We start from the raw sequence: 20,216 nt of genomic DNA on the forward strand, positions 1-20,216 counted from the left end.
AGTCAGTTAAAGAAGAAAGTGGCTGAGACGAATCAACAGAAAAAAGTTGCATAAAAAAAGGTTCATGATGGTCATGAACCTTTTTTATACCCATGACAGGAGCGGTCAACCGACCCTTAAACGATCGGCATTAGACCACAACCCCTAAGCCATCAGGAATGAAACATTACTGGGTTTCACGCAGACGCTGTGCTGCCTGAACCATATTCGCCAGAGCCTGACGCGTTTCTGGCCAGCCACGGGTTTTCAGACCGCAATCTGGGTTCACCCACAGGCGTTCAGCGGGGATACGCTGCGCCGCTTTCTTCAGCAGGGCTTCCATCCATTCCACGCTCGGTACGTTCGGGGAGTGGATGTCATAAACGCCCGGGCCGATTTCATTCGGGTATTCGAACTCTTCAAACGACTCCAGCAATTCCATATCGGAGCGCGAGGTTTCAATCGTAATCACGTCGGCATCCAGCGCCGCGATAGAGTCCATGATGTCGTTGAACTCGCAATAACACATGTGGGTATGGATTTGCGTATCATCTTTCGCCACCGCGGCGTTCAGACGGAAGGCATCCACCGCCCAGGCCAAATAAGCATCCCAGTCAGAGCGGTGCAGCGGCAGACCTTCACGCAGCGCCGGTTCGTCAATCTGGATGATACCAATGCCTGCGGCTTCCAAATCTGCCACTTCATCACGCAGCGCCAGTGCAATCTGCTTAGCAATGGTTTCACGCGTAACGTCTTCACGCGGGAAAGACCAGCATAGGATCGTCACCGGACCTGTCAGCATGCCTTTCATTGGCTTGTCGGTCAGAGACTGTGCGTATTTCGCCCACTCAACGGTGATCGCTTCAGGACGACTCACATCACCAATGATGACTGGCGGTTTCACACAGCGAGAACCGTAGCTCTGCACCCAACCGTTCTGGGTAAAGACGAACCCATCCAGATGCTCACCGAAGTACTCCACCATGTCGTTACGCTCGGCTTCACCGTGCACCAGCACGTCCAGCCCCAGACGCTCTTGCTCAGCCACGGCCTGCTTGATGTGCTCGGAAATGCCGGTGCGATAGTTATTGCCATCCAGACGACCCTGTTTGAAGTCCAGACGCAGGCCACGGATTTCGGTGGTTTGCGGGAAAGAACCAATCGTAGTCGTCGGCCATGCTGGCAGATTAAAGCGCTCGCGCTGAGCATCAGCACGAACCGAATACACGTTCTGACGCTGGCTGTCCTGCGCGGTAATCGCCGCCAGACGCTGTGTCACAGCCGCGTTATTCACACGCGTCGAGGTACGGCGAGCGCGAATCGGCGCGCTGTAGGCTTCCAGTGCCTGCCCGTTGCCGCTGTTCAGTGCCTGAGACAGCAGTGACAACTCCGCGCATTTCTGGATGGCAAAGGCAAACCAGCTCTTCACTTCATCATCCAGACGCACTTCCACGCTTAGATCGATAGGGCTATGCAGCAGTGAACATGAGCTGCCCAACCACAGATCGCGCGTCCCCACCAGCGGTTGTAGACGCTCGAACCAGCTACTCAGGTCAGCACGCCATACGTTACGACCGTTAATCACACCCAGAGACAGGACCCAGTTAGCAGGCAGTTGGGCGCTCAGCGTCGCGGCATCATCCTTACCGTGAACCAGATCGATATGCAGCCCCTGAACCGGCAGCGTTTTGATCGTTTCCAAATTCTGGCTAACGCTATCGAAGTAGGTCGTCAGCAGCAGTTTCACCTGACCTTGCAGTGCATCGTAAGCGGGTTTAAATGCGGCCAGCCATTCTTGCGGCAGTTCCAGCGCCAAGGCAGGTTCATCAATCTGCACCCACTCAATACCGCGCTTCGCCAGCTCAGCCAACACCTGCTGGTAAACCGGCAGAATGTCCTGCAGCAGCGACAGACGGTCAAACTGCTCGCCTTTCACTTTGCCCAGCCACAGGTAGGTAACCGGGCCTAACAGAACAGGCTTCACGTTATGGCCCAACTCCAGTGCTTCATCAACTTCATCCAGCAACTGTGTCCAGGTCAGCTTGAACTGCTGCCCTTTGGTGAATTCCGGCACCATATAGTGATAGTTAGTGTTAAACCACTTGGTCATTTCTGCCGCCGCAGCAGGTTTACCGGTTGGCGCACGTCCGCGCCCAATACGGAACAGCGTATCCAGATCGACCGAGCCGTCTTCATTTTGATGGCGTGCAGGTACGTTACCCAGCAGCAGACTCGTCGTCAGCACATGGTCGTACCAGGCAAAATCACCCACTGGCAGCAGATCAACGCCAGCATCCTTCTGTTGTTGCCAATGACGCGCACGTAGCTCGCGGCCAACGGTCAGCAACTCCTCCTGTGTCGCGTTACCAGCCCAGTAGCTTTCCTGCGCTTTTTTCAGTTCACGGCGTAATCCAACGCGCGGAAAACCCAGTGTGTGATTCACAATCGCCATCGTTAATTCCTCATTTAGCCGTCCAGATGTTTACACATCCATAATCCGCAGGTAGTGTAGTAAGCACAAGCGCAATTTATTCACTGTCACTGTGAAGGACTCTCATGATCGAATTCAAACACCTGCGAACGCTGCAAGCACTGCGCAATACCGGATCGTTAGCCGCCGCTGCCTCTGCACTTCACCAAACTCAATCGGCGTTATCCCACCAGTTCAGCGATCTGGAACAGCGCCTTGGGTTCAGGCTATTCGTGCGTAAAAGCCAGCCGTTGCGCTTTACGCCTCAGGGAGAAATTCTGTTGCAGCTGGCAGAGCAGGTGTTACCGCAAATCCAGCAGGCGTTGCAGTCGTGCCATGAACCGCACCAAACCACGCTGCGCCTGGCCATTGAGTGTCATAGCTGTATTCAGTGGCTGACGCCTGCGCTAGATGAGTTCCATCAGCACTGGCCAAAGGTTGCGATGGACTTTAAATCGGGCGTAACGTTCGATCCTCAGCCAGCACTGCAACAAGGCGAGCTGGATCTGGTCATGACCTCCGACATCATGCCGCGCAGTGGACTGCACTATTCGCCTCTGTTTGATTTTGAAGTCAGGCTAGTGCTGGCTCCTGAGCATCCGCTGGCAGGAAAAGAGAAGATCGAACCGGAGGATTTCACCGCCGAGACCCTGATGATTTATCCGGTACAGCGGCAACGGCTGGACGTCTGGCGTCACTTTTTGCAACCGGCAGGCGTCAGCCCTGCACTGAAAAGCGTGGACAATACGCTGCTGCTGATTCAGATGGTCGCAGCCCGCATGGGCATCGCCGCGCTACCGCACTGGGTGGTGGAAAGCTTCGAGCGTCAGGGTCTGATTGTGACTAAATCGCTGGGTGACGGGCTGTGGAGCCGGTTGTACGCCGCCGTCCGTGACGGAGAGCAGCGCCAACCGGTGATTGATGCGTTTATTCGTTCGGCACGTCAGCACGCTTGTGAGCACTTACCTTTTGTAAAGGACGCTTCACGACCCAACGCTGGTGTACCCACAGTGAGGACGTAATAATTATCGTCCCCACGATAAAGCTCAGCCAGTCTGGCGTTTTATGCCAGATAGCGAAGTTGACCAGTAACCCAGTCGGCACGTGAAAGTTGTTCATTATGCTAAGCGTTCCGGCATCGACCTGAGTTGCGCCGTAGTTCCACATAAAATAGCCCAGGCCAGAAGCGCCAATCCCCAACCAGACCAGCACGCCCCACTGCAAGGTTGTAGTGGGTAATTTATCCAGATTACCGAAGAGCAGCCACGCGGCTATCGTCACGATCGCCGCCCCCAGATAAAACCAGGAAAACGCACAGTGCTGCGGCACCGGATAGAGCTCCATCAGGCGCTTATAACCCACCTGACCCGCGGCAAAACACACGTTCGCCGCCTGGACCAGCAGGAATCCCCACCAGAAATGTTCACTCACACCGTGATAGTGGATCACCGCCGCCCCGAATACTGCCAGCAGTGCGCTCATCACGTAACCCCAGCGCAGGCGCTGTCGGGCAAGCAGATCGTAAATCAGCGTCACGTACAGCGGCGTCATCACCGTGAAGAGTAAGAACTCAGGTACGGTCAGGTACAGGTAAGCCTGGAATACGAACAGGTACATGATACCCAGTTGGCAAGCACCCACTAACATATACAAGAAAATGACGCGCGGCGTGTAACCCCGCAGGCGTAAGAATGGCAAAAACACCACGGCTGCGGCCGTCAGACGGAACATCGCAGAGAACCAGCTATCAACCTGACCCGCCAGATATTCGCCAATCAGGCTGAATGAAAATGCCCACAAAATAGTGGTGATAGTAAGTAATGGCACAACAACATCCGCTTAGGAAAAAAGTATCGCCATTGTAACGGAGATGACTGAATGAATTTCAGTCAATGTGGTTTACATGAGGGTGAATAATGGACAAATGAAAGCATCAGATACTCATACATTTATCTTCTGAGAGTAAACCGCTATTACCTTGATATTTATAAGGCATTGAACACTGATTTTAAAATGGTCATTAATTACAATGATATCGGCCATTTTGATGGAATCAGTCAATTAGCATAAAGCGAATTGACCAAAGAAAATCCACCCACCATACAGCGTGACACACAGTATCCCAGCCGTGTAGTAGACTGTTTTATAGCGATTTTTCATGTAAATATTGCGTGCCAAGGCAATGAATAAGGGCGTTAGTAAAAATAAAGCCGCCACACCCGCCTGTAAGATACGGTTACTGAGAGACTGATGGGGAATGCTACAGATAGAGTCTCCCGACTCCATCATCCAGTCGTATTTGTTGATCGAGAGTAAGCCCATCGCAAAATAGGCGAATACAACATACCCCGCCATAGAGATAGCATCGACGATCTTTTCCTTGCTTATATTCATTCAGGTATTCAGTCCCAGCAGTTTTCTTACATGGTTTCTAATCTGTAGTAACCGTACGCCATAAGAAATGTAGTCGAATTCTATAGAACCACGTTCCGGCCTAGCGTCGATAAAATGAATAAACTCACTCAGCTTTCTTTGTATACCCCGGTTGTAACGAATTCCCGCCATCATGTACTGTTCATCAGTCAAGTAAAGTGCAGCTACACTCGGATAATCATAGAGAATCATATCTCTTAGGTGCTGTGCGACAAGCCAGAGGTTAAAATCGTCCTCCATCAAGCAAGTTGCTAATTCAAGTTGATCTCGCGTTGTCAAAATATCAGGGTCTAATCCCAACGTTCTAGCGGCAACCTGAATTTGCATAGCAACAGAGCCAAAAGAGGTTTTATTTTCGGGAGACGACTTTAGTCCCAGAAACCTTTTTATCTCAAAAACCTGAAACTTATATTCTTCTGGCATTCCGCCTGACTCAATCCAGGCAACACCACCGAGCAACTCAGGAAGAATGCCAGCCTGATTAGCATACTTTATTATTCTTTCTTTGTTGTACTGAATATAGGCATCTTTATATTCGTTTAAGTAATACCCTCCACTCTTCCTTTCAGGATTACTTTTGCCAAACTTCCAGAAAATAACGTCAATCTCATCCCATTTTCTAAATCTAATCTTAGAAAGATCACAAAATTTATTTCGTACGATACTATCATCTGCCATAATCGTACCCTTTATATTAGTACACTTGCTCTTCCCATAAACTGTAACCACCCGTTCCTGCGATATGGTGTTGCCAATCGATGCTTTGATACGCAACAGATATCATTTCTTCTGGCTGGTTCTCTGCATGGGTCAAAGCATGTGGATAGGAAACAGCGATGTTCCTTATCACTGCCCCAATGAGTTTGACAGAATAATATTTCTCCTGTGTGCCAGTCTGCGCCGTACGGTAAAAGTCGAACAAAAGTTCGAGTTTTTCGTTGTTTGAGATGGCATTTCCCAAAAGCGGAGAGGACTTATCGATAGGCTTACAAAACGTTATAGGTTGATGATTAATATTTTGGTTTCGGCTGATAGCGTGATCAAATTGCAACACAAAAATTTGGTCTTTATGTCCTATCTGATACTTATTCCCAATCGAGTCAACAGTGCCACACTCAGCAGAGATTTTCCCCTGCTGATTACCCGTTAACGTTAAGTAAATATTATTCGCCATATAAAATCCTTTTATCTAACTTAGTCCATGAGATCATAAAAATAAATATCATTATAAGTAACATAACTACGTTATCCGTCCACGTAGGAAAATCGTATTAACGTGAATAAAACCAACTCATAGCATGATATTTATCATTATAAAATACAAAAATTAATTTTTGATTATAGTTTCATTGATATAATCAATACAATGGTTGAGTCTTATAATGCAAATAATAATAGTATTATTAGATATAAATAGTTAGGGAAGCATTGAGGGGATAATTTGGCTCTTCGTGTTAATATATATCATCAATATGCAGACCATCAACGCAGCAACAACGATCCCAAAGTATGGGATCGTTGATAACGTAATTAGGACTTTCGTCTATCCACCAAAATACTTAGAGATGGAAAAATAATTAAATCTGCCATCTAAACCAGGCAAAGAACACATTACCGTTATTGTATGTTCCGGGAATGTAAGTCGCCTGGAAAGAGAGCTTGCTGTAACTTATTGATGCCATAGGCAACAAGACTGGAATCGGAATGTAATTCCAGTTATCACGCATCGTTACGCCAGCCGTAAAACCCAGACCCAATTGAAAATCCTGATCGCTGGTTGGCCGCCAGCGCTTTTCATAGCCGTAGCCACCGATAGGCTCCCATTTGTTATAGGAGTCTTTGAACGCCATGATATAGAGCCCGTGCCAATCCCCATCTTTATCCAGACGGGAAACGCCATAGCCCGCCCCCCATGGCCTTTCATTATATCTGTCGGTCTTTTCTTTATCGTACGTCCAGCGGTTATGCCAGGTGATCGTCGGGATATAAATATCGTGGCTCTGCGGCGAATTCCAGGTCGTAGACAGATTATTTTTACTTCTCTGCCACCAGCTTTCATCCTGCTTATCCGACGCCGACTCACTGGAATCAACCGCGGCAGGTGCGAGATTTGCCGTGCTACTCGTATTATTTATCCCTACATTATTTATGCTTTCTGCTGCGTAGCTTAAAAAAGGAACAATGGGTAGTGTAATCAAACTTAACGTGATTAAAATTCGCTTAAAATACATATAAGGTTCTCTGTAACAGCGTCACGATTCCATTCAAACAAAGGTGATCCAAACAAAACTGTTTTGGTTGTTACCAAAATATATAGTTCAGTTTACGTAATCTGCCCATATAGATGGGAAACTAAAGCAGCCTATACACTAAATAATTCGAGTTGCATGAAGGCGGCGACACAGCGAATCCCCAAGAGCTTACTCCAGTAAGTGACTGGGGTGAGCGAGGAAAGCCAACACACATGCAGCTTGAAGTATGACGGGTATATTATGAAGGGATAAACAGTAACTGTACTTAAATAGATAGTGGGTTCAGAGGTGCTTTCAGATGTTTCTTAGCCGAAATAACAAAAAACCACCTTATTTATCGGTGGCTTATATTCTGATTGGGACACGTTCCAGATAGATAAACAGAACGGTGAATCGCCTACGAAGTAGGATTAGATACCATCGCCATATTCGAAGCCGCGATTGATCCCGTTGAAATACTGGTCCATATCCATAGCAGGTTTATCACTTTCCGGGCGGCCGACGATACGAGCAGGAACACCAGCTGCCGTCGTATGTGGAGGCACCGATTGCAACACGACAGAACCAGCGCCAATTTTCGCGCCACAGCCAACCTCAATATTCCCCAGAATTTTCGCGCCTGCGCCAATCATCACGCCTTCGCGAATTTTAGGGTGACGATCGCCGCTCGTTTTACCTGTACCGCCCAGCGTCACAGATTGCAGAATGGAAACGTCGTTTTCAACGACAGCCGTTTCGCCGATCACAATGCCCGTCGCATGATCGAGCATGATCCCGCAGCCGATTCTCGCCGCTGGGTGAATATCGACACCGAAAGAAACCGAGATCTGATTCTGGAAATAGACCGCCAGCGCTTTACGATCCTGCGACCAAAGCCAGTGGCCAATGCGGTAAGCTTGTAATGCATGAAACCCTTTCAGGTAGAGCAGTGGCGTCGAGTATTTATCTACCGCCGGATCGCGCAGGCAGACGGCCTGAATATCACGCGCGGCAGAAACGATCATCTGCGGATCGGCGCGATAGGCTTCTTCCACGACTTCACGAATGGCGATCGCAGGCATGATCGCATTCGCCAGCTTGTTCGCCAGCATGTAGCTCAATGCGCTGCCCAGATTCTCGTGCTTCAGCAATGTGGCATGAAAAAAGCTGGCCAGCATCGGTTCACAGTCCGCGAGACTGCGCGCTTCTGCCTTGATATTGGTCCAGACCAGTTCCAGTTCTTCTGTCGACATTGCCTTACTCTCCGAGATACCACACACCACAACGTATATCTGTTCTCAAACAGTGGGCTTATTAGCACCACTGCTCGTATACAAGAAAATGAAGATACTATGAGCCTCCCAGATTAGGAAGCTCAGCATATACTCGTCATACTTCAAGTTTCATGTACGTTGGCTGCGTTCACTCACCCGAATCACTTACCTGAGTAAGCTCATCGGGATTCCTTCCCTTGCCGCCTGCCTGAAACTCGAATTATTTAGAATATGGAACGACGTGTTTTATAACTTGGCGGTTTCGTCTTTACGCGTACGCCCCAATAGGCTCAGCGCCGCCTCTCGGGCGTCTTTCCCACAATACAGCACCTGCCAGAGTTGCTCAGTAATCGGCATTTCAACGCCGTAGCGCTGTGCTAATGCCAGCACCTCTTTCGTATTGCGATACCCTTCAACAACCTGACCAATGCTATCCTGCGCGCTCTGTACATCCATTCCCCGCCCCAGCATCATGCCGAAGCGCCGGTTACGGGACTGATTATCAGTACAGGTCAACACCAGATCGCCAAGCCCTGCCATCCCCATGAAGGTAGTAGGATCGGCACCCAGCGCCGCGCCAAGCCGGGTCATTTCCGCCAGCCCGCGGGTGATCAATGCAGTACGCGCATTAGCGCCAAACCCAATGCCGTCAGACATCCCGGCACCGATAGCAATGACGTTTTTCACCGCGCCGCCCAACTGCACGCCGATAAAATCGGGGTTGCTGTAAACGCGGAAGCTCTTCCCACAGTGCAGCAGCCGTTGTAGGTCGTCAGCGAATTCACTGTCCGTTGATGCCAGCGCAATCGCCGTCGGCATACCCGCCGCTAATTCTTTGGCAAATGTCGGGCCGGATACCACCGCAAGCGGGATGGTTTCGCCCAACGCTTCGCGTGCGACATCTTGCAACAAGCGTCCCGTTTCCGCTTCCAGCCCTTTGGTCGCCCACACGATACGTGCATCGGCACGCAAGTGAGGTTTCAATTGACGCAGGACATCACCGAACACATGGCTCGGCACAACGACCAGCACATTTCTGCTGGCAGCAAGCGCCTGCGCGAGGTTGGTTTCCAACTGTAGCGAATCGGGGAAAGGCACATCCGGCAGGAATGCCTGATTACAGCGAGCGGCCTGTAACGCCTGAATGTGCACAGGGTTGTGACCCCACAGCACGACTCGATGGCCATTACGCGCCAGCGTAATGGCCAACGCGGTGCCGTACGAACCGGCACCGATGACGGTCATTGAAGCGTCAGACGCGTTCATCAGGCATCCTGATGCTGCGCAGCGCCTTCACCTTCGGTCTGCTGCTGCAGGTAATTCATGAACAGTGCATCAAAGTTAACCGGTGCCAGGTTCAGTTGCGGGAAGGTACCGCGAGAAACCAGGCTGGTGATGCACTCACGCGCGTAAGGGAACAGAATGTTCGGGCAGTATGCGCCCAGGCAGTGCGCCAGTTGAGTTCCTTCGATACCGCCAACGGTAAAGATACCACCTTGCTGAACTTCACACAGAAATGCAGTTTCTTCACCCAGAGAAGCCGTTACGGTCACACGCAGTACGACTTCATAGATATCATCAGCCAGTTGGCTAGAGGCCGTATCCAGATCCAGTTTTACTTCCGGCTGCCATTCCTGCTGGAACACCTGAGGCGCATTCGGCGCTTCAAAAGAGATATCTTTGGTGTAGATACGCTGGATTTGGAAAGCCATTTCTGTGTTGTTTTGTTCAGACATGTTAAGTAATACCCTTTTGTTAGATTCTCTTGACGTCTTCCGTCGTCATAAGTGGGCGGACGTCAGCACATTTCTGTCATTGTCATACTGCAATCACTGTAGTTGCAATAACGGTAGTACTGCAATCAGCCTGTTGGTTATCCTGCAAAATCGCCGCCATTTTCGCTGTGTATGATTGATACACTTGGCACGATGCGGATAGTTTTACCACAAACTGTTTTATTTGCCGCGGACTAAAGGCAGATTCTCACCGCTCCAGCCAGCCAGACCGTCTTTCAGTACCTGCACACGCTCAAAACCGGCTTTGTGCAAATTCTCGGCGGCTTCGCGTGAAGAGAGACCGTTGGCGCATACCACGATAATCGGCTGCGATTTATGTTTTTCAAGTTCACCTACGCTGCCGTTTTTAATGTCGTTCGGCAACAGGTTAAATGCGTTGGCAATATGGCCACGGCGATAGTCGTCACGGTTACGGATATCAACGATGACAGCATCTTCTTTATTAATCAGTCGGATCGCTTCACCGCGAACCACTTCTTTTACGTTCGACAGTTTACTCGCTTCACAGTAAGTACAATTACCGCAACCAACAGCGCAACCCAGGCGATGCTCAAAATAGGGTTCTTGCTAACGAATGGCATAATCTCTTGCATGGGGTGTAACGACTCCCGGATCAGTTAAGCAACAAAAATATAAGGTTCCTGAGTATACCTGCGCGATACGGCAATTACAGCCAGTAAGCCAATATAGCGTATCGAATCTGCGGCGAGCTTTCCATTTATCTATATATTGATGCGCCCAGACGCCCACCTTTGTGCCATGCTTGTCACGTCTGGAAATAGAAATCAGACAACAGACAACTGGTAAGCCGCTGTTCATCGTGGAATAATTCACCGCTATGAGTAAAAACGCGTTATTTGTACAGAGTCGAGTGGCATGTAGCGCCGATTGCCATTTATCCGCATTACAAAGGCTGCTCACCCGCTGCGTCAGCGCACTCTGCGTTGGCGTTTTGCTGTTGCCCGCGCTCAGCCAGGCTGAAGATAATCAGGCACAGCTTAAGACCCTGCAACAAGATATCGCCGCGAAAGAAAAAAGCGTTCAAGAACAACAAAAGCAGCGTAGTGCCTTAGTCCAGCAGTTGAAAAAGCAGGAGCAATCCATCTCTCAGGCCAGTCGTCAACTGCATGAAACGCGCAATACGCTGTCCACGCTCAATAAAGAATTAACCAGCCTCAGCGCCTCTATCGCAAAACTGCAATCTCAGCAGGATAAGCAACAAACGTTACTTTCCCGTCAGCTTGACGCCGCCTTCCGGCAAGGGCAGCACAGCGCACTGCAATTAATGCTGAGCGGAGAAGAAAGTCAGCGCAACGAGCGCATCCTCGCCTACTTCGGCTACCTGAATGAAGCGCGGCAGAAATCTATCCACGAATTGCAGCAAACGCGCGTAGAACTGGCTGACCAAAAGCGTCAGTTGGAACAAAAGCAGGCACAGCAAAAAACGCTGCTGGGCGACCAACAGCAACAACAGCAGACGCTGGAGCAGGCACAGTCCGATCGGAAGAAAACGCTATCGACGCTGGAAAGCTCGCTGGAAAAAGATCAGCAACAGTTGACAGAACTGCGCCAGAATGAAACTCGGTTACGCGATCAGATCGCCCGCGCTGAGCGAGAAGCGAAAGCCCGTGCTGAACGGGAAGCGCGCGAGGCCGCTAAAGTTCGCGCGAAAGAAGAGCAGGCCAAACGCAGCGGCAGCAGCTACAAACCGACTGAAGGTGAACGCTCACTCATGGCCCGAACCGGCGGTTTAGGGCGACCTTCAGGTCAAGCCATCTGGCCGGTTAACGGACGTATTGAGCATCGTTTCGGGGAGCCGTTGCAGGGCGAACTGCGCTGGAAGGGCATGGTGATTACCGCACCGGAAGGAACGGAAGTGAAGGCGATCGCCGACGGAACCGTACTGATGGCCGACTGGCTACAGGGTTACGGCCTGGTCGTGGTTGTGCAGCATGGTAAAGGCGATATGAGCCTGTACGGTTATAACCAGAGCGCATTGGTTTCCGTTGGCGCTCAGGTCAAGGCAGGGCAACCCATTGCGCTGGTCGGCACCAGCGGTGGGCAGAGTCAGCCTGGACTGTATTTTGAAATCCGTCGCCAGGGTCAGGCGGTCAATCCACAACCTTGGCTGGGAAGGTAGTCTTGTCTTATTTAACCAAAACACCGCTGTTGGCGTTGAGTCTGCTCGCCCTGTCTCCTTTGGCACTGGCCGGGAAACTTTCCATCGTCATCGATGATTTCGGCTATCGCCCGCATAATGAGAATCAGATTCTGGCGATGCCGACGGCGATTTCCATCGCGGTATTACCCAACGCGCCGTACGCCCGTGAAATGGCGACCAAAGCCCACCAGCAAGGGCGAGAAGTCCTGATCCATCTGCCGATGGCACCGATGAGCAAGCAGCCGTTGGAGCGCGATACGTTACGCCCGGACATGAGCAGCGAAGAAATTCAGCGCATTATCCGCCAATCGGTTAATAACGTGCCTTACGCTGTTGGGTTGAATAACCATATGGGCAGCGCGATGACCGCCAGCCTGACCGGTATGCAAAAAGTCATGCAGGCGCTGAGCGCTTACCAGCTTTATTTCCTCGATAGCATGACCATTGGCAGCAGCCAATCGAGCCAGGCCGCGGCAGGAACAAACGTCAAAGTCATCAAACGCAAAGTCTTTCTGGATGATTCACAAAACGAAGCCGAGATTCGTAAACAGTTTACCCGCGCGGTGCAAATCGCCCGCCGCAGCGGTTCAGCCATCGCTATCGGGCATCCGCATCCTTCAACTATCCGCGTCTTGCAGCAGATGCTGCCCACGCTGGACGCCGATATTGTCTTAGTCCGCCCTAGCCAGTTGCTGAATGAGCCGACGCGGCAGTATGAACCTCAGCCGCAGCAGCCAACCAAACCGCGTAATCCGTTCCGCGGCATACAACAGTGTCAGGTTAAGCAGCCGCCGGAACCGGTGAAGAACGACGTGTTCTTCAAACTGGTGAGCAGCAGCATTCGGGAAAGCGCTCCGGTGATGTTTATCAAGCACCGTTGGCAGACCTGGGTTGCGCCAGCCGAGACCGAAACACACAAACAGCCGTAACACCAAGCGCGCGTTTCCCTTTTGCTATCGCACGAACTCGTCACGGCAGGGTTATCTTTCATCCCAATTGAGAATAACCTTGCCCGACTGACCCGAGCGCATGGCATCAAAGCCTTTTTGAAACTCATCAATGTGAAAGCGGTGGGTGATAATCGGTGACAAATCCAGCCCAGACTGAATCAGCGCCGACATCTTGTACCAGGTTTCGAACATTTCCCGTCCGTAGATACCTTTGATAAACAACCCTTTAAAAATCACCTCTCCCCAGTCAATCGACATCGGTTCGTGCGGAATACCCAGCATGGCGATACGCCCACCGTGATTCATCGCTTTCAGCATGGCGCGAAAGGCCGATGGCGCACCCGACATCTCCAGACCGATATCAAACCCCTCGGTCATGCCCAGTTCCCGATCATCACGTCCGCCAGATTTTCCTGCGCCACATTGACGGCACGCGTTGCCCCCATTTTACTGGCGAGATCCAGACGGTACGCATTCACATCAGTAATCACGACATTCCTTGCACCCACATGACGACATACCGCCGCCGCCATCATGCCTATCGGCCCCGCGCCGGCGATCAACACGTCTTCCCCCACGAGATCGAAGGACAGTGCGGTATGCACCGCGTTACCGAAGGGATCGAAAATGGCGGCCAGCTCGTCAGAAATATTGTCAGGAATACGAAACGCGTTGTAGGCAGGAATCACCAGATATTCCGCGAACGAACCGGGACGATTGACCCCGACGCCGATGGCATTGCGGCATAAATGACGTCGCCCGGCACGGCAGTTGCGACAGTAGCCACAGGTAATATGCCCTTCGCCAGAGACCCGATCGCCAATATGAAAACCGTTAACTTCCTGACCGATAGCGACAATCTCACCCACGTATTCATGCCCAACGACCATCGGAACAGGAATGGTCTTCTGCGACCATTCGTCCCAGTTATAAATATGCACATCCGTTCCGCAAATCGCGCTTTTGCGGATTTTAATCATGATGTCGTTATGCCCGAGCTCCGGCGTGGGCGAGTCCACCATCCAGATGCCTTCTTCCGGCCGCAGTTTTGCCAATGCTTTCATGATGGTTTCCTCAGATGATCACACCCAGACGTTTGCCCACGCGGATAAAAGCCTCGACGGCGAATTCGATTTGCTGCGGCGTATGGGCGGCCGACATTTGGGTACGAATACGCGCCTGACCGAGGGGGACAACGGGATAGAAAAAGCCTGCGACATAAACACCTTCCCGCTGTAGCGCCTGCGCAAAATCCTGTGCCAGCTGCGCTTCCCCCAACATGACGGGAATAATGGCGTGATCGGCTCCCGCCAGCGTGAACCCTGCGGCTGTCATCTTTTCACGGAAAAGACGGGCATTTGCCCACAGACGCTCACGTCGCTCTCCGCCCTGTTCCAGCAGGTCCAGAACCCTGAGCGACGCGGTAGCAATGGCAGGGGCGAGCGAGTTGGAAAAAAGATAGGGTCGAGAGCGCTGACGCAGCCAGTCGATCACCTCATGCTTGCCCGCCGTATAACCGCCCGATGCGCCCCCCAGCGCCTTGCCTAACGTCCCAGTGATGATGTCGACGCGCTCCATCACGCCGCAGCGTTCATGCGTTCCGCGCCCTTGTTCACCGACAAATCCTACCGCGTGGGAATCATCCACCATCACTAGCGCATCATAATGATCTGCCAGATCGCAAATCCCCTGCAAATCGGCAATCACACCATCCATCGAGAAAACGCCGTCGGTGGCGATCATCACATGCCTTGCCCCTTCCGCTCTGGCCAGTTGCAGCTGTGCTTCCAGCTGGCTCATATCGTTATTGGCGTAGCGGTAGCGCCGCGCCTTCGATAGCCGAATACCGTCGATGATTGAGGCATGATTGAGCGCATCGGAAATAATCGCATCCTCCGGCCCCATCAGCGTTTCAAACAGCCCACCGTTAGCATCAAAACAGGAGGAATAGAGAATCGCGTCGTCCATTCCCAGAAAATCCGCCAGCTTACGCTCCAGCTCTTTATGGATATCCTGCGTTCCACAGATGAAGCGCACCGACGCCATACCAAAACCGTGGCTGTCCAATCCGGCTTTTGCAGCGGCAATCAGCTCGGGGCTGTCCGCCAGACCAAGATAATTATTGGCACAGAAATTGAGCAGGCGGTCGCTGTCCATCACCTCTATTTCAGCCTGCTGCGCAGAGGTAATGATGCGCTCCTCCTTGAACACCCCTTCGGTGCGTGCAGCCATAATTTGTGTAGTAAGTTGTTGATAAAACGCGGCAGGCATAGCGTCACTCTCCCATAAAAAGATTGCGTTATGGTTTTTAAGCTAGCGGATGTCGGCAGAAATGCGGGGTAAACAGTCTGAAAATGCTGGCTTCGTCACGGCCTGAATCATCTTAAAAATGTGGGAGCAACACGGGATAAATTAAGCTCTGGCTGCTTGCGGTAAAATGAAATGCTATTATAGCGGTCATAAACAGTGTGGGGCGCGGTGCCTCACCGGCAAGATTAATAAAGGTCGCGCCCATGATTATCGTTACTGGCGGTGCCGGTTTTATCGGCAGCAATATCGTAAAATCTCTGAATGACATCGGCTATCGGGACATTCTGGTTGTCGATAACCTGAAAGACGGCACCAAGTTCGCCAATCTGGTCGATCTGGACATCGCAGATTACGTGGATAAAGAAGATTTCATCGCCAGCATCGTTGCAGGTGACGATCTGGGCGATATCGACGCCGTATTCCATGAAGGCGCTTGCTCTTCCACCACCGAGTGGGATGGCAAATACATGATGGATAACAACTATCAGTATTCTAAAGACGTGCTGCACTACTGCCTCGATCGCAACATTCCGTTCCTGTACGCCTCTTCTGCCGCAACCTACGGCGGCCGCAACGATAACTTTATCGAAGAGCGTCAATACGAGCAGCCGCTGAACGTCTATGGCTACTCTAAATTCCTGTTCGACCAGTACGTGCGTGAAATTCTCCCGGAAGCTGAATCACAGATCTGCGGCTTCCGCTATTTCAACGTCTACGGACCGCGCGAAGGCCATAAAGGCAGCATGGCGAGCGTCGCATTCCACCTGAATAACCAGATTAATCAAGGTGAAAATCCGAAGCTGTTCTCCGGTAGCGAGAACTTCCAACGTGACTTTATCTACGTCGGTGATGTCGCCGCCGTCAACCTGTGGTTCTGGCAAAACGGTGTTTCCGGCATCTTTAACTGTGGTACCGGTCGCGCCGAATCCTTCCAGGCCGTCGCCGACGCCACCCTCGCCTTCCATCAAAAAGGCAGCGTGGAATACATCGCGTTCCCCGAGAAGCTGAAAGGCCGCTATCAGGCTTATACACAAGCCGACCTCACCAATTTGCGTGCCGCAGGCTATGACAAGCCGTTCAAAACCGTCGCCGAAGGCGTGGCGGAATATATGGCCTGGCTGAACCGTACCGTTTAATCGGATAAGGATTCATAAGCGGTATGAAAATTTTGGTCATCGGCCCTTCCTGGGTCGGCGATATGATGATGTCGCACAGCCTTTATCGCACGTTGAAGGCTGAACACCCGGAAGCGGTTATTGACGTGATGGCGCCGGCCTGGTGCCGTCCGCTGCTGGCACGGATGCCGGAAGTCAATCAGGCGTTAGCCATGCCGCTAGGTCACGGCGCACTGGAGCTGGGCGAGCGTCGCCGTCTTGGCGTATCGCTGCGCGATGCGGGCTACGATCGCGCTTACGTGCTGCCTAACTCCTTTAAATCTGCGCTGGTCCCCTTCTTTGCTAACATTCCGCAGCGTACAGGCTGGCGTGGCGAAATGCGTTACGGGCTGCTGAACGACGTACGCGTGCTGGATAAAGCCGCATTTCCGCTGATGGTTCAGCGCTATACCGCGTTAGCCTATGATCGTAGCCGTATCCGTCGTGCCGAAGATTTACCGCAGCCGTTACTGTGGCCACAGTTACAGGTCAATCAGGCCGAAATTGCGGACATGACGCAGGCGTTTGACCTCAGTGATGCACGCCCCATCATCGGCTTTTGCCCCGGTGCCGAGTTCGGCCCCGCCAAGCGCTGGCCGCATTATCACTATGCTGCGCTGGCACAGTCACTGATTGAACGTGGCTACCAGATCGCGCTGTTCGGTTCGGCCAATGACCGTTCGGCCTGTGACGATATCCTTCAGGGATTAACGGAAGACGCGCGGCAGCATTGCACCAATCTGGCGGGGAAAACCTCGCTGGAACAGGCAGTCGTGCTCATTGCCGCCTGCCACGCCGTCGTCAGCAACGATTCTGGGCTGATGCACGTTGCGGCGGCACTTCACCGTCCGCTGGTCGCGCTTTACGGTCCGAGCAGCCCTGATTTTACTCCGCCGCTGTCCCATCAGGCCGAGGTGATTCGCCTGATTACCGGCTATCACCGGGTGCGCAAAGGGGATGCCGAGCAGGGTTATCACCAGAGTTTGATCGACATTCAGCCCGAACGCGTGCTCAGCGCATTGGATAGCTATCTCATTCCCAAAGAAAATCTCACGCCAAGAGAAAATCTCGTTCCAGGAGAAAGCCGGGTGCCGGGAGCGGATGCATGAGAGTGCTGATCGTGAAAACGTCGTCAATGGGCGATGTGCTGCACACCTTGCCAGCCTTGACCGACGCAATGCAGGCTATTCCCGGAATCCAGTTTGACTGGGTGGTTGAAGAAGGTTTCGCGCAAGTTCCCAGCTGGCACCCGGCGGTTTCTCGCGTAATTCCAGTCGCAATACGCCGCTGGCGCAAAAGCTGGTTCAGCGCCCCGATACGTCAGGAGCGTGCAGAGTTCACACGCCAGCTACGCCAGTATCGCTACGATGCGGTTATTGATGCGCAAGGACTGATTAAAAGCTCGCTGCTGGTTACGCGACTCGCCAACGGAAAGAAACACGGATTGGATTGCAAAAGTGCGCGTGAACCGCTGGCAAGCTGGTTTTATAACTACCGCCACCCAATAAGCCGTCGGCAGCATGCCGTCGAGCGCATACGTGAGCTGTTTGCCGCCAGCCTGAACTATCGGAAACCCGCCGAGCGCGGCGACTATGCGATTGCCTCGCGTTTTCTCTCCCAGTCGCCCGCAGACGCCAATCGCTATCTGGTGTTTCTCCACGCCACGACGCGTGATGAAAAACACTGGCCGGAAGCACACTGGCGTGAACTGATTGCTCTATTAGCCCCGAGTGGATTACGCATCAAACTCCCCTGGGGAGCGGAGCATGAGCACCAGCGTGCATTACGGCTGGCCGAAGGCTTTCCACACGTTGAAGTCTTACCACGCCTCACGCTGCAACAGGTTGCCGAGGTGCTAGCGGGCGCCAAAGCCGTCGTTTCCGTCGATACCGGACTTAGTCACCTGACGGCAGCACTGGATCGTCCAAATATCACCCTATACGGACCAACCGACCCGGGGCTGATTGGCGGCTACGGGATGAATCAGGTGGTGGAAATGTCTGAAAGCCAGAAAATGGAGACTATTCCCGCTAGCCTCATCCATCAGAAATTAGAGAAGCTGATAGAATTACCTGAATCAGGCGAGTGACATCGCTCCCGACTGTGAACAAATACATGCTCAATGAATTAAGGTACGAACTGGGAAAAACGCCCAGCATAAGTTCGGCTGTCGCGCTTAAAGCGATTTTCCCCGGCTGTTTACTCACATTAGCCATCATGCCATTTAGTAGCATTATTGCCGGGTGGCTTTTTTATCTCACGGGCTCGCTATCTGTTTTTTATGTGGCGACACACTTAAGAACAGTAATAGCGGCTAAGCGGCTGTTACTGATTCCACTTTGCCTGCTGGCTATCGGCTTAACCAATCTCATTTGGTATCACCACTATTATCAACCCGATAGCCTGTTACCTTATGTGTATAACGCCTACAGGACATCCGCGCATGCCGGTATTCTGGGGGCATTCATCCTGCTGACAGTCCTGCATATCTCGCAAAAAAATCGGCAACAGCCACGCTTCTACATCATCGCAATCTGTGTTCTCACGCTAGGCTACGCGTTCTATCAGTCATTATTCAGCGGCATGCACCGTATTGGATTAGTATTTGGTACCGCAACGAGTGCGGCCTATTTTCTTACCTTCATCGGTGCCTTAAGCGCACAGGCGCTGCTTAAGCTCGATTCAACCTATAAGTATTATCTCTATCTGGGGCATTTCCTGTTAGTGACTGTCGCTATTCTGCTGACGGAAACCCGGGCGGCCATCTTCGTCTATCCTATTGTTGGCGCAACCATTTTATTGTCAGAAGTCAGGCACAGTAAGCCGCTATTTATAAAAGCATTAGTCGGCTCATCGGCCACGCTTCTCCTGTGTTTATTCCTTTTCCAGGAAACGATTCATCAGCGTGTTAACGATCTGATTAATGACGTCCACAGCTATAGCATGAATAACAGCAGAACCTCGGTTGGTGCACGAATCGCGATGTATCAATCAGGTATCGAAGCTGGGGAAGAAGCATTATTGGGGCAGTCTGCCGAACAGCGCGCAGAGCGAATCGTTGCACAAGCAGAGCAAAAGCCGAACTTAGCGGGTGCGGTGGAATATCTGGATGTCCATCTGCATAACGAAGTGGTTGATGCCTTTTCCCTTAAGGGATTGCCGGGCGCAATATTGCTAGTGTTGCTCTATGCCGCTTTATTTTATTTTTCATTTTTTGTTCTACGCAGCCACCTCTCAGCTGCATTGCTTTTTGCCCTGCTGATGTATGGACTTAGCGATGTCATTCTCTATTCACGAGACATGCTTATTGCGTGGCTTATGGCGTTTTGCCTCGGCACAACGCTGACCGGAAAATGGCTAAAGAATTAGCCCTGTTATAATTAGCATGTAGCAGTCGCATTTACCTCTGTGAGAGGGGGATGGGTTTTAGTACCATAACGCAAAATTAGCTATTCATG

At 51.7% G+C, this 20,216-nt stretch carries 17 protein-coding genes and 2 pseudogenes; 7 read left to right on the plus strand and 12 right to left on the minus strand.

Annotated elements, in window-relative coordinates:
- Nucleotides 1-166: 166 nt before the first annotated feature.
- Nucleotides 167-2,431 (minus strand): 5-methyltetrahydropteroyltriglutamate--homocysteine S-methyltransferase, encoded by a 2,265-nt coding sequence (metE, locus tag HP572_RS19100; RefSeq protein WP_240584037.1) that lies wholly within the window; start codon nucleotides 2,429-2,431, stop codon nucleotides 167-169.
- Nucleotides 2,432-2,535: 104 nt separating this feature from the next.
- Here metE and metR point away from each other — a divergent pair, with 104 nt between their 5' ends.
- Nucleotides 2,536-3,471, plus strand: a complete 936-nt coding sequence (gene metR / locus HP572_RS19105) for an HTH-type transcriptional regulator MetR (RefSeq protein WP_240584038.1) — start codon at nucleotides 2,536-2,538, stop codon at nucleotides 3,469-3,471.
- Here metR and HP572_RS19110 read toward each other — a convergent pair.
- The 9 genes and pseudogenes from HP572_RS19110 to HP572_RS19150 form a co-directional block, all read right to left on the minus strand.
- On the minus strand, nucleotides 3,377-4,276 hold the full coding sequence (locus tag HP572_RS19110; RefSeq protein ID WP_240584039.1) for a carboxylate/amino acid/amine transporter: 900 nt from the start codon (nucleotides 4,274-4,276) through the stop codon (nucleotides 3,377-3,379). The genes metR and HP572_RS19110 overlap by 95 nt on opposite strands.
- Nucleotides 4,277-4,510: 234 nt before the next feature.
- On the minus strand, nucleotides 4,511-4,843 hold the full coding sequence (locus HP572_RS19115; protein ID WP_240584040.1) for a YjeO family protein: 333 nt from the start codon (nucleotides 4,841-4,843) through the stop codon (nucleotides 4,511-4,513).
- Nucleotides 4,844-5,560: a hypothetical protein gene (locus tag HP572_RS19120; RefSeq protein WP_240584041.1), complete on the minus strand. Its 717-nt coding sequence runs from the start codon at nucleotides 5,558-5,560 to the stop codon at nucleotides 4,844-4,846.
- Between the two features lie 16 nt (nucleotides 5,561-5,576).
- On the minus strand, nucleotides 5,577-6,056 hold the full coding sequence (locus HP572_RS19125) for an Hcp family type VI secretion system effector (protein WP_010300799.1): 480 nt from the start codon (nucleotides 6,054-6,056) through the stop codon (nucleotides 5,577-5,579).
- 403 nt (nucleotides 6,057-6,459) lie between these two features.
- Nucleotides 6,460-7,113, minus strand: coding sequence for a lipid IV(A) palmitoyltransferase PagP (gene pagP / locus HP572_RS19130; protein ID WP_240584042.1), 654 nt, complete (start codon nucleotides 7,111-7,113; stop codon nucleotides 6,460-6,462).
- 431 nt (nucleotides 7,114-7,544) lie between these two features.
- Nucleotides 7,545-8,366 carry a serine O-acetyltransferase gene (cysE, locus tag HP572_RS19135; RefSeq protein WP_010283739.1) on the minus strand — a complete coding sequence of 274 codons (822 nt, stop codon included), beginning with the start codon at nucleotides 8,364-8,366 and terminating at the stop codon, nucleotides 7,545-7,547.
- Between the two features lie 267 nt (nucleotides 8,367-8,633).
- Nucleotides 8,634-9,653 carry an NAD(P)H-dependent glycerol-3-phosphate dehydrogenase gene (gene gpsA, locus HP572_RS19140; protein WP_240584043.1) on the minus strand — a complete coding sequence of 340 codons (1,020 nt, stop codon included), beginning with the start codon at nucleotides 9,651-9,653 and terminating at the stop codon, nucleotides 8,634-8,636.
- The gene (gene secB, locus HP572_RS19145; protein WP_014913761.1) at nucleotides 9,653-10,123 is read right to left on the minus strand and encodes a protein-export chaperone SecB; all 471 of its coding nucleotides are present in this window, start codon (nucleotides 10,121-10,123) and stop codon (nucleotides 9,653-9,655) included. The genes gpsA and secB overlap by 1 nt, the downstream gene beginning before the upstream one ends.
- 219 nt (nucleotides 10,124-10,342) lie before the next feature.
- Nucleotides 10,343-10,776, minus strand: a pseudogene (locus HP572_RS19150) (rhodanese-like domain-containing protein).
- Between the two features lie 245 nt (nucleotides 10,777-11,021).
- On the opposite strand from HP572_RS19150, the gene envC reads away from it, so the two are divergent.
- Both envC and HP572_RS19160 read left to right on the plus strand, forming a co-directional pair.
- Entirely contained in the window at nucleotides 11,022-12,323 is a 1,302-nt protein-coding gene (envC, locus tag HP572_RS19155; protein ID WP_240584044.1) for a murein hydrolase activator EnvC, read from the plus strand.
- 2 nt (nucleotides 12,324-12,325) lie between these two features.
- Nucleotides 12,326-13,273: a divergent polysaccharide deacetylase family protein gene (locus tag HP572_RS19160; RefSeq protein WP_240584045.1), complete on the plus strand. Its 948-nt coding sequence runs from the start codon at nucleotides 12,326-12,328 to the stop codon at nucleotides 13,271-13,273.
- A gap of 51 nt (nucleotides 13,274-13,324) precedes the next feature.
- Here the strand turns inward: HP572_RS19160 and tdh are convergent.
- Nucleotides 13,325-14,358, minus strand: a pseudogene (gene tdh / locus HP572_RS19165) (L-threonine 3-dehydrogenase).
- 10 nt (nucleotides 14,359-14,368) lie between these two features.
- Entirely contained in the window at nucleotides 14,369-15,565 is a 1,197-nt protein-coding gene (locus HP572_RS19170) for a glycine C-acetyltransferase (RefSeq protein WP_240584046.1), read from the minus strand.
- Nucleotides 15,566-15,807: 242 nt separating this feature from the next.
- Here HP572_RS19170 and rfaD point away from each other — a divergent pair, with 242 nt between their 5' ends.
- From rfaD to HP572_RS19190, 4 genes are all read left to right on the plus strand, one after another.
- Nucleotides 15,808-16,740 carry an ADP-glyceromanno-heptose 6-epimerase gene (gene rfaD / locus HP572_RS19175; RefSeq protein WP_240584047.1) on the plus strand — a complete coding sequence of 311 codons (933 nt, stop codon included), beginning with the start codon at nucleotides 15,808-15,810 and terminating at the stop codon, nucleotides 16,738-16,740.
- Between the two features lie 23 nt (nucleotides 16,741-16,763).
- Nucleotides 16,764-17,867 carry an ADP-heptose--LPS heptosyltransferase RfaF gene (rfaF, locus tag HP572_RS19180; RefSeq protein ID WP_240584048.1) on the plus strand — a complete coding sequence of 368 codons (1,104 nt, stop codon included), beginning with the start codon at nucleotides 16,764-16,766 and terminating at the stop codon, nucleotides 17,865-17,867.
- Nucleotides 17,864-18,847, plus strand: coding sequence for a lipopolysaccharide heptosyltransferase RfaC (rfaC, locus tag HP572_RS19185; protein WP_240584049.1), 984 nt, complete (start codon nucleotides 17,864-17,866; stop codon nucleotides 18,845-18,847). The genes rfaF and rfaC overlap by 4 nt, the downstream gene beginning before the upstream one ends.
- 194 nt (nucleotides 18,848-19,041) lie before the next feature.
- On the plus strand, nucleotides 19,042-20,127 hold the full coding sequence (locus tag HP572_RS19190; protein ID WP_240584050.1) for an O-antigen ligase: 1,086 nt from the start codon (nucleotides 19,042-19,044) through the stop codon (nucleotides 20,125-20,127).
- Nucleotides 20,128-20,216 lie beyond the last annotated feature (89 nt).

Source organism: Pectobacterium sp. PL64 (genome assembly GCF_022477975.1).
GTDB classification, from domain to species: domain Bacteria; phylum Pseudomonadota; class Gammaproteobacteria; order Enterobacterales; family Enterobacteriaceae; genus Pectobacterium; species Pectobacterium jejuense.

What these genes read in the sequence shown, in the direction of transcription:
- metE (WP_240584037.1), bottom strand. Translation starts at nt 2,431, where the DNA reads ATGGCGATTGTGAATCACACACTGGGTTTTCCGCGCGTTGGATTACGC.
- metR (WP_240584038.1), top strand. Translation starts at nt 2,536, where the DNA reads ATGATCGAATTCAAACACCTGCGAACGCTGCAAGCACTGCGCAATACC.
- HP572_RS19115 (WP_240584040.1), bottom strand. Translation starts at nt 4,843, where the DNA reads ATGAATATAAGCAAGGAAAAGATCGTCGATGCTATCTCTATGGCGGGG.
- HP572_RS19120 (WP_240584041.1), bottom strand. Translation starts at nt 5,560, where the DNA reads ATGGCAGATGATAGTATCGTACGAAATAAATTTTGTGATCTTTCTAAG.
- HP572_RS19125 (WP_010300799.1), bottom strand. Translation starts at nt 6,056, where the DNA reads ATGGCGAATAATATTTACTTAACGTTAACGGGTAATCAGCAGGGGAAA.
- pagP (WP_240584042.1), bottom strand. Translation starts at nt 7,113, where the DNA reads ATGTATTTTAAGCGAATTTTAATCACGTTAAGTTTGATTACACTACCC.
- cysE (WP_010283739.1), bottom strand. Translation starts at nt 8,366, where the DNA reads ATGTCGACAGAAGAACTGGAACTGGTCTGGACCAATATCAAGGCAGAA.
- gpsA (WP_240584043.1), bottom strand. Translation starts at nt 9,653, where the DNA reads ATGAACGCGTCTGACGCTTCAATGACCGTCATCGGTGCCGGTTCGTAC.
- secB (WP_014913761.1), bottom strand. Translation starts at nt 10,123, where the DNA reads ATGTCTGAACAAAACAACACAGAAATGGCTTTCCAAATCCAGCGTATC.
- envC (WP_240584044.1), top strand. Translation starts at nt 11,022, where the DNA reads ATGAGTAAAAACGCGTTATTTGTACAGAGTCGAGTGGCATGTAGCGCC.
- HP572_RS19170 (WP_240584046.1), bottom strand. Translation starts at nt 15,565, where the DNA reads ATGCCTGCCGCGTTTTATCAACAACTTACTACACAAATTATGGCTGCA.
- rfaD (WP_240584047.1), top strand. Translation starts at nt 15,808, where the DNA reads ATGATTATCGTTACTGGCGGTGCCGGTTTTATCGGCAGCAATATCGTA.
- rfaF (WP_240584048.1), top strand. Translation starts at nt 16,764, where the DNA reads ATGAAAATTTTGGTCATCGGCCCTTCCTGGGTCGGCGATATGATGATG.
- rfaC (WP_240584049.1), top strand. Translation starts at nt 17,864, where the DNA reads ATGAGAGTGCTGATCGTGAAAACGTCGTCAATGGGCGATGTGCTGCAC.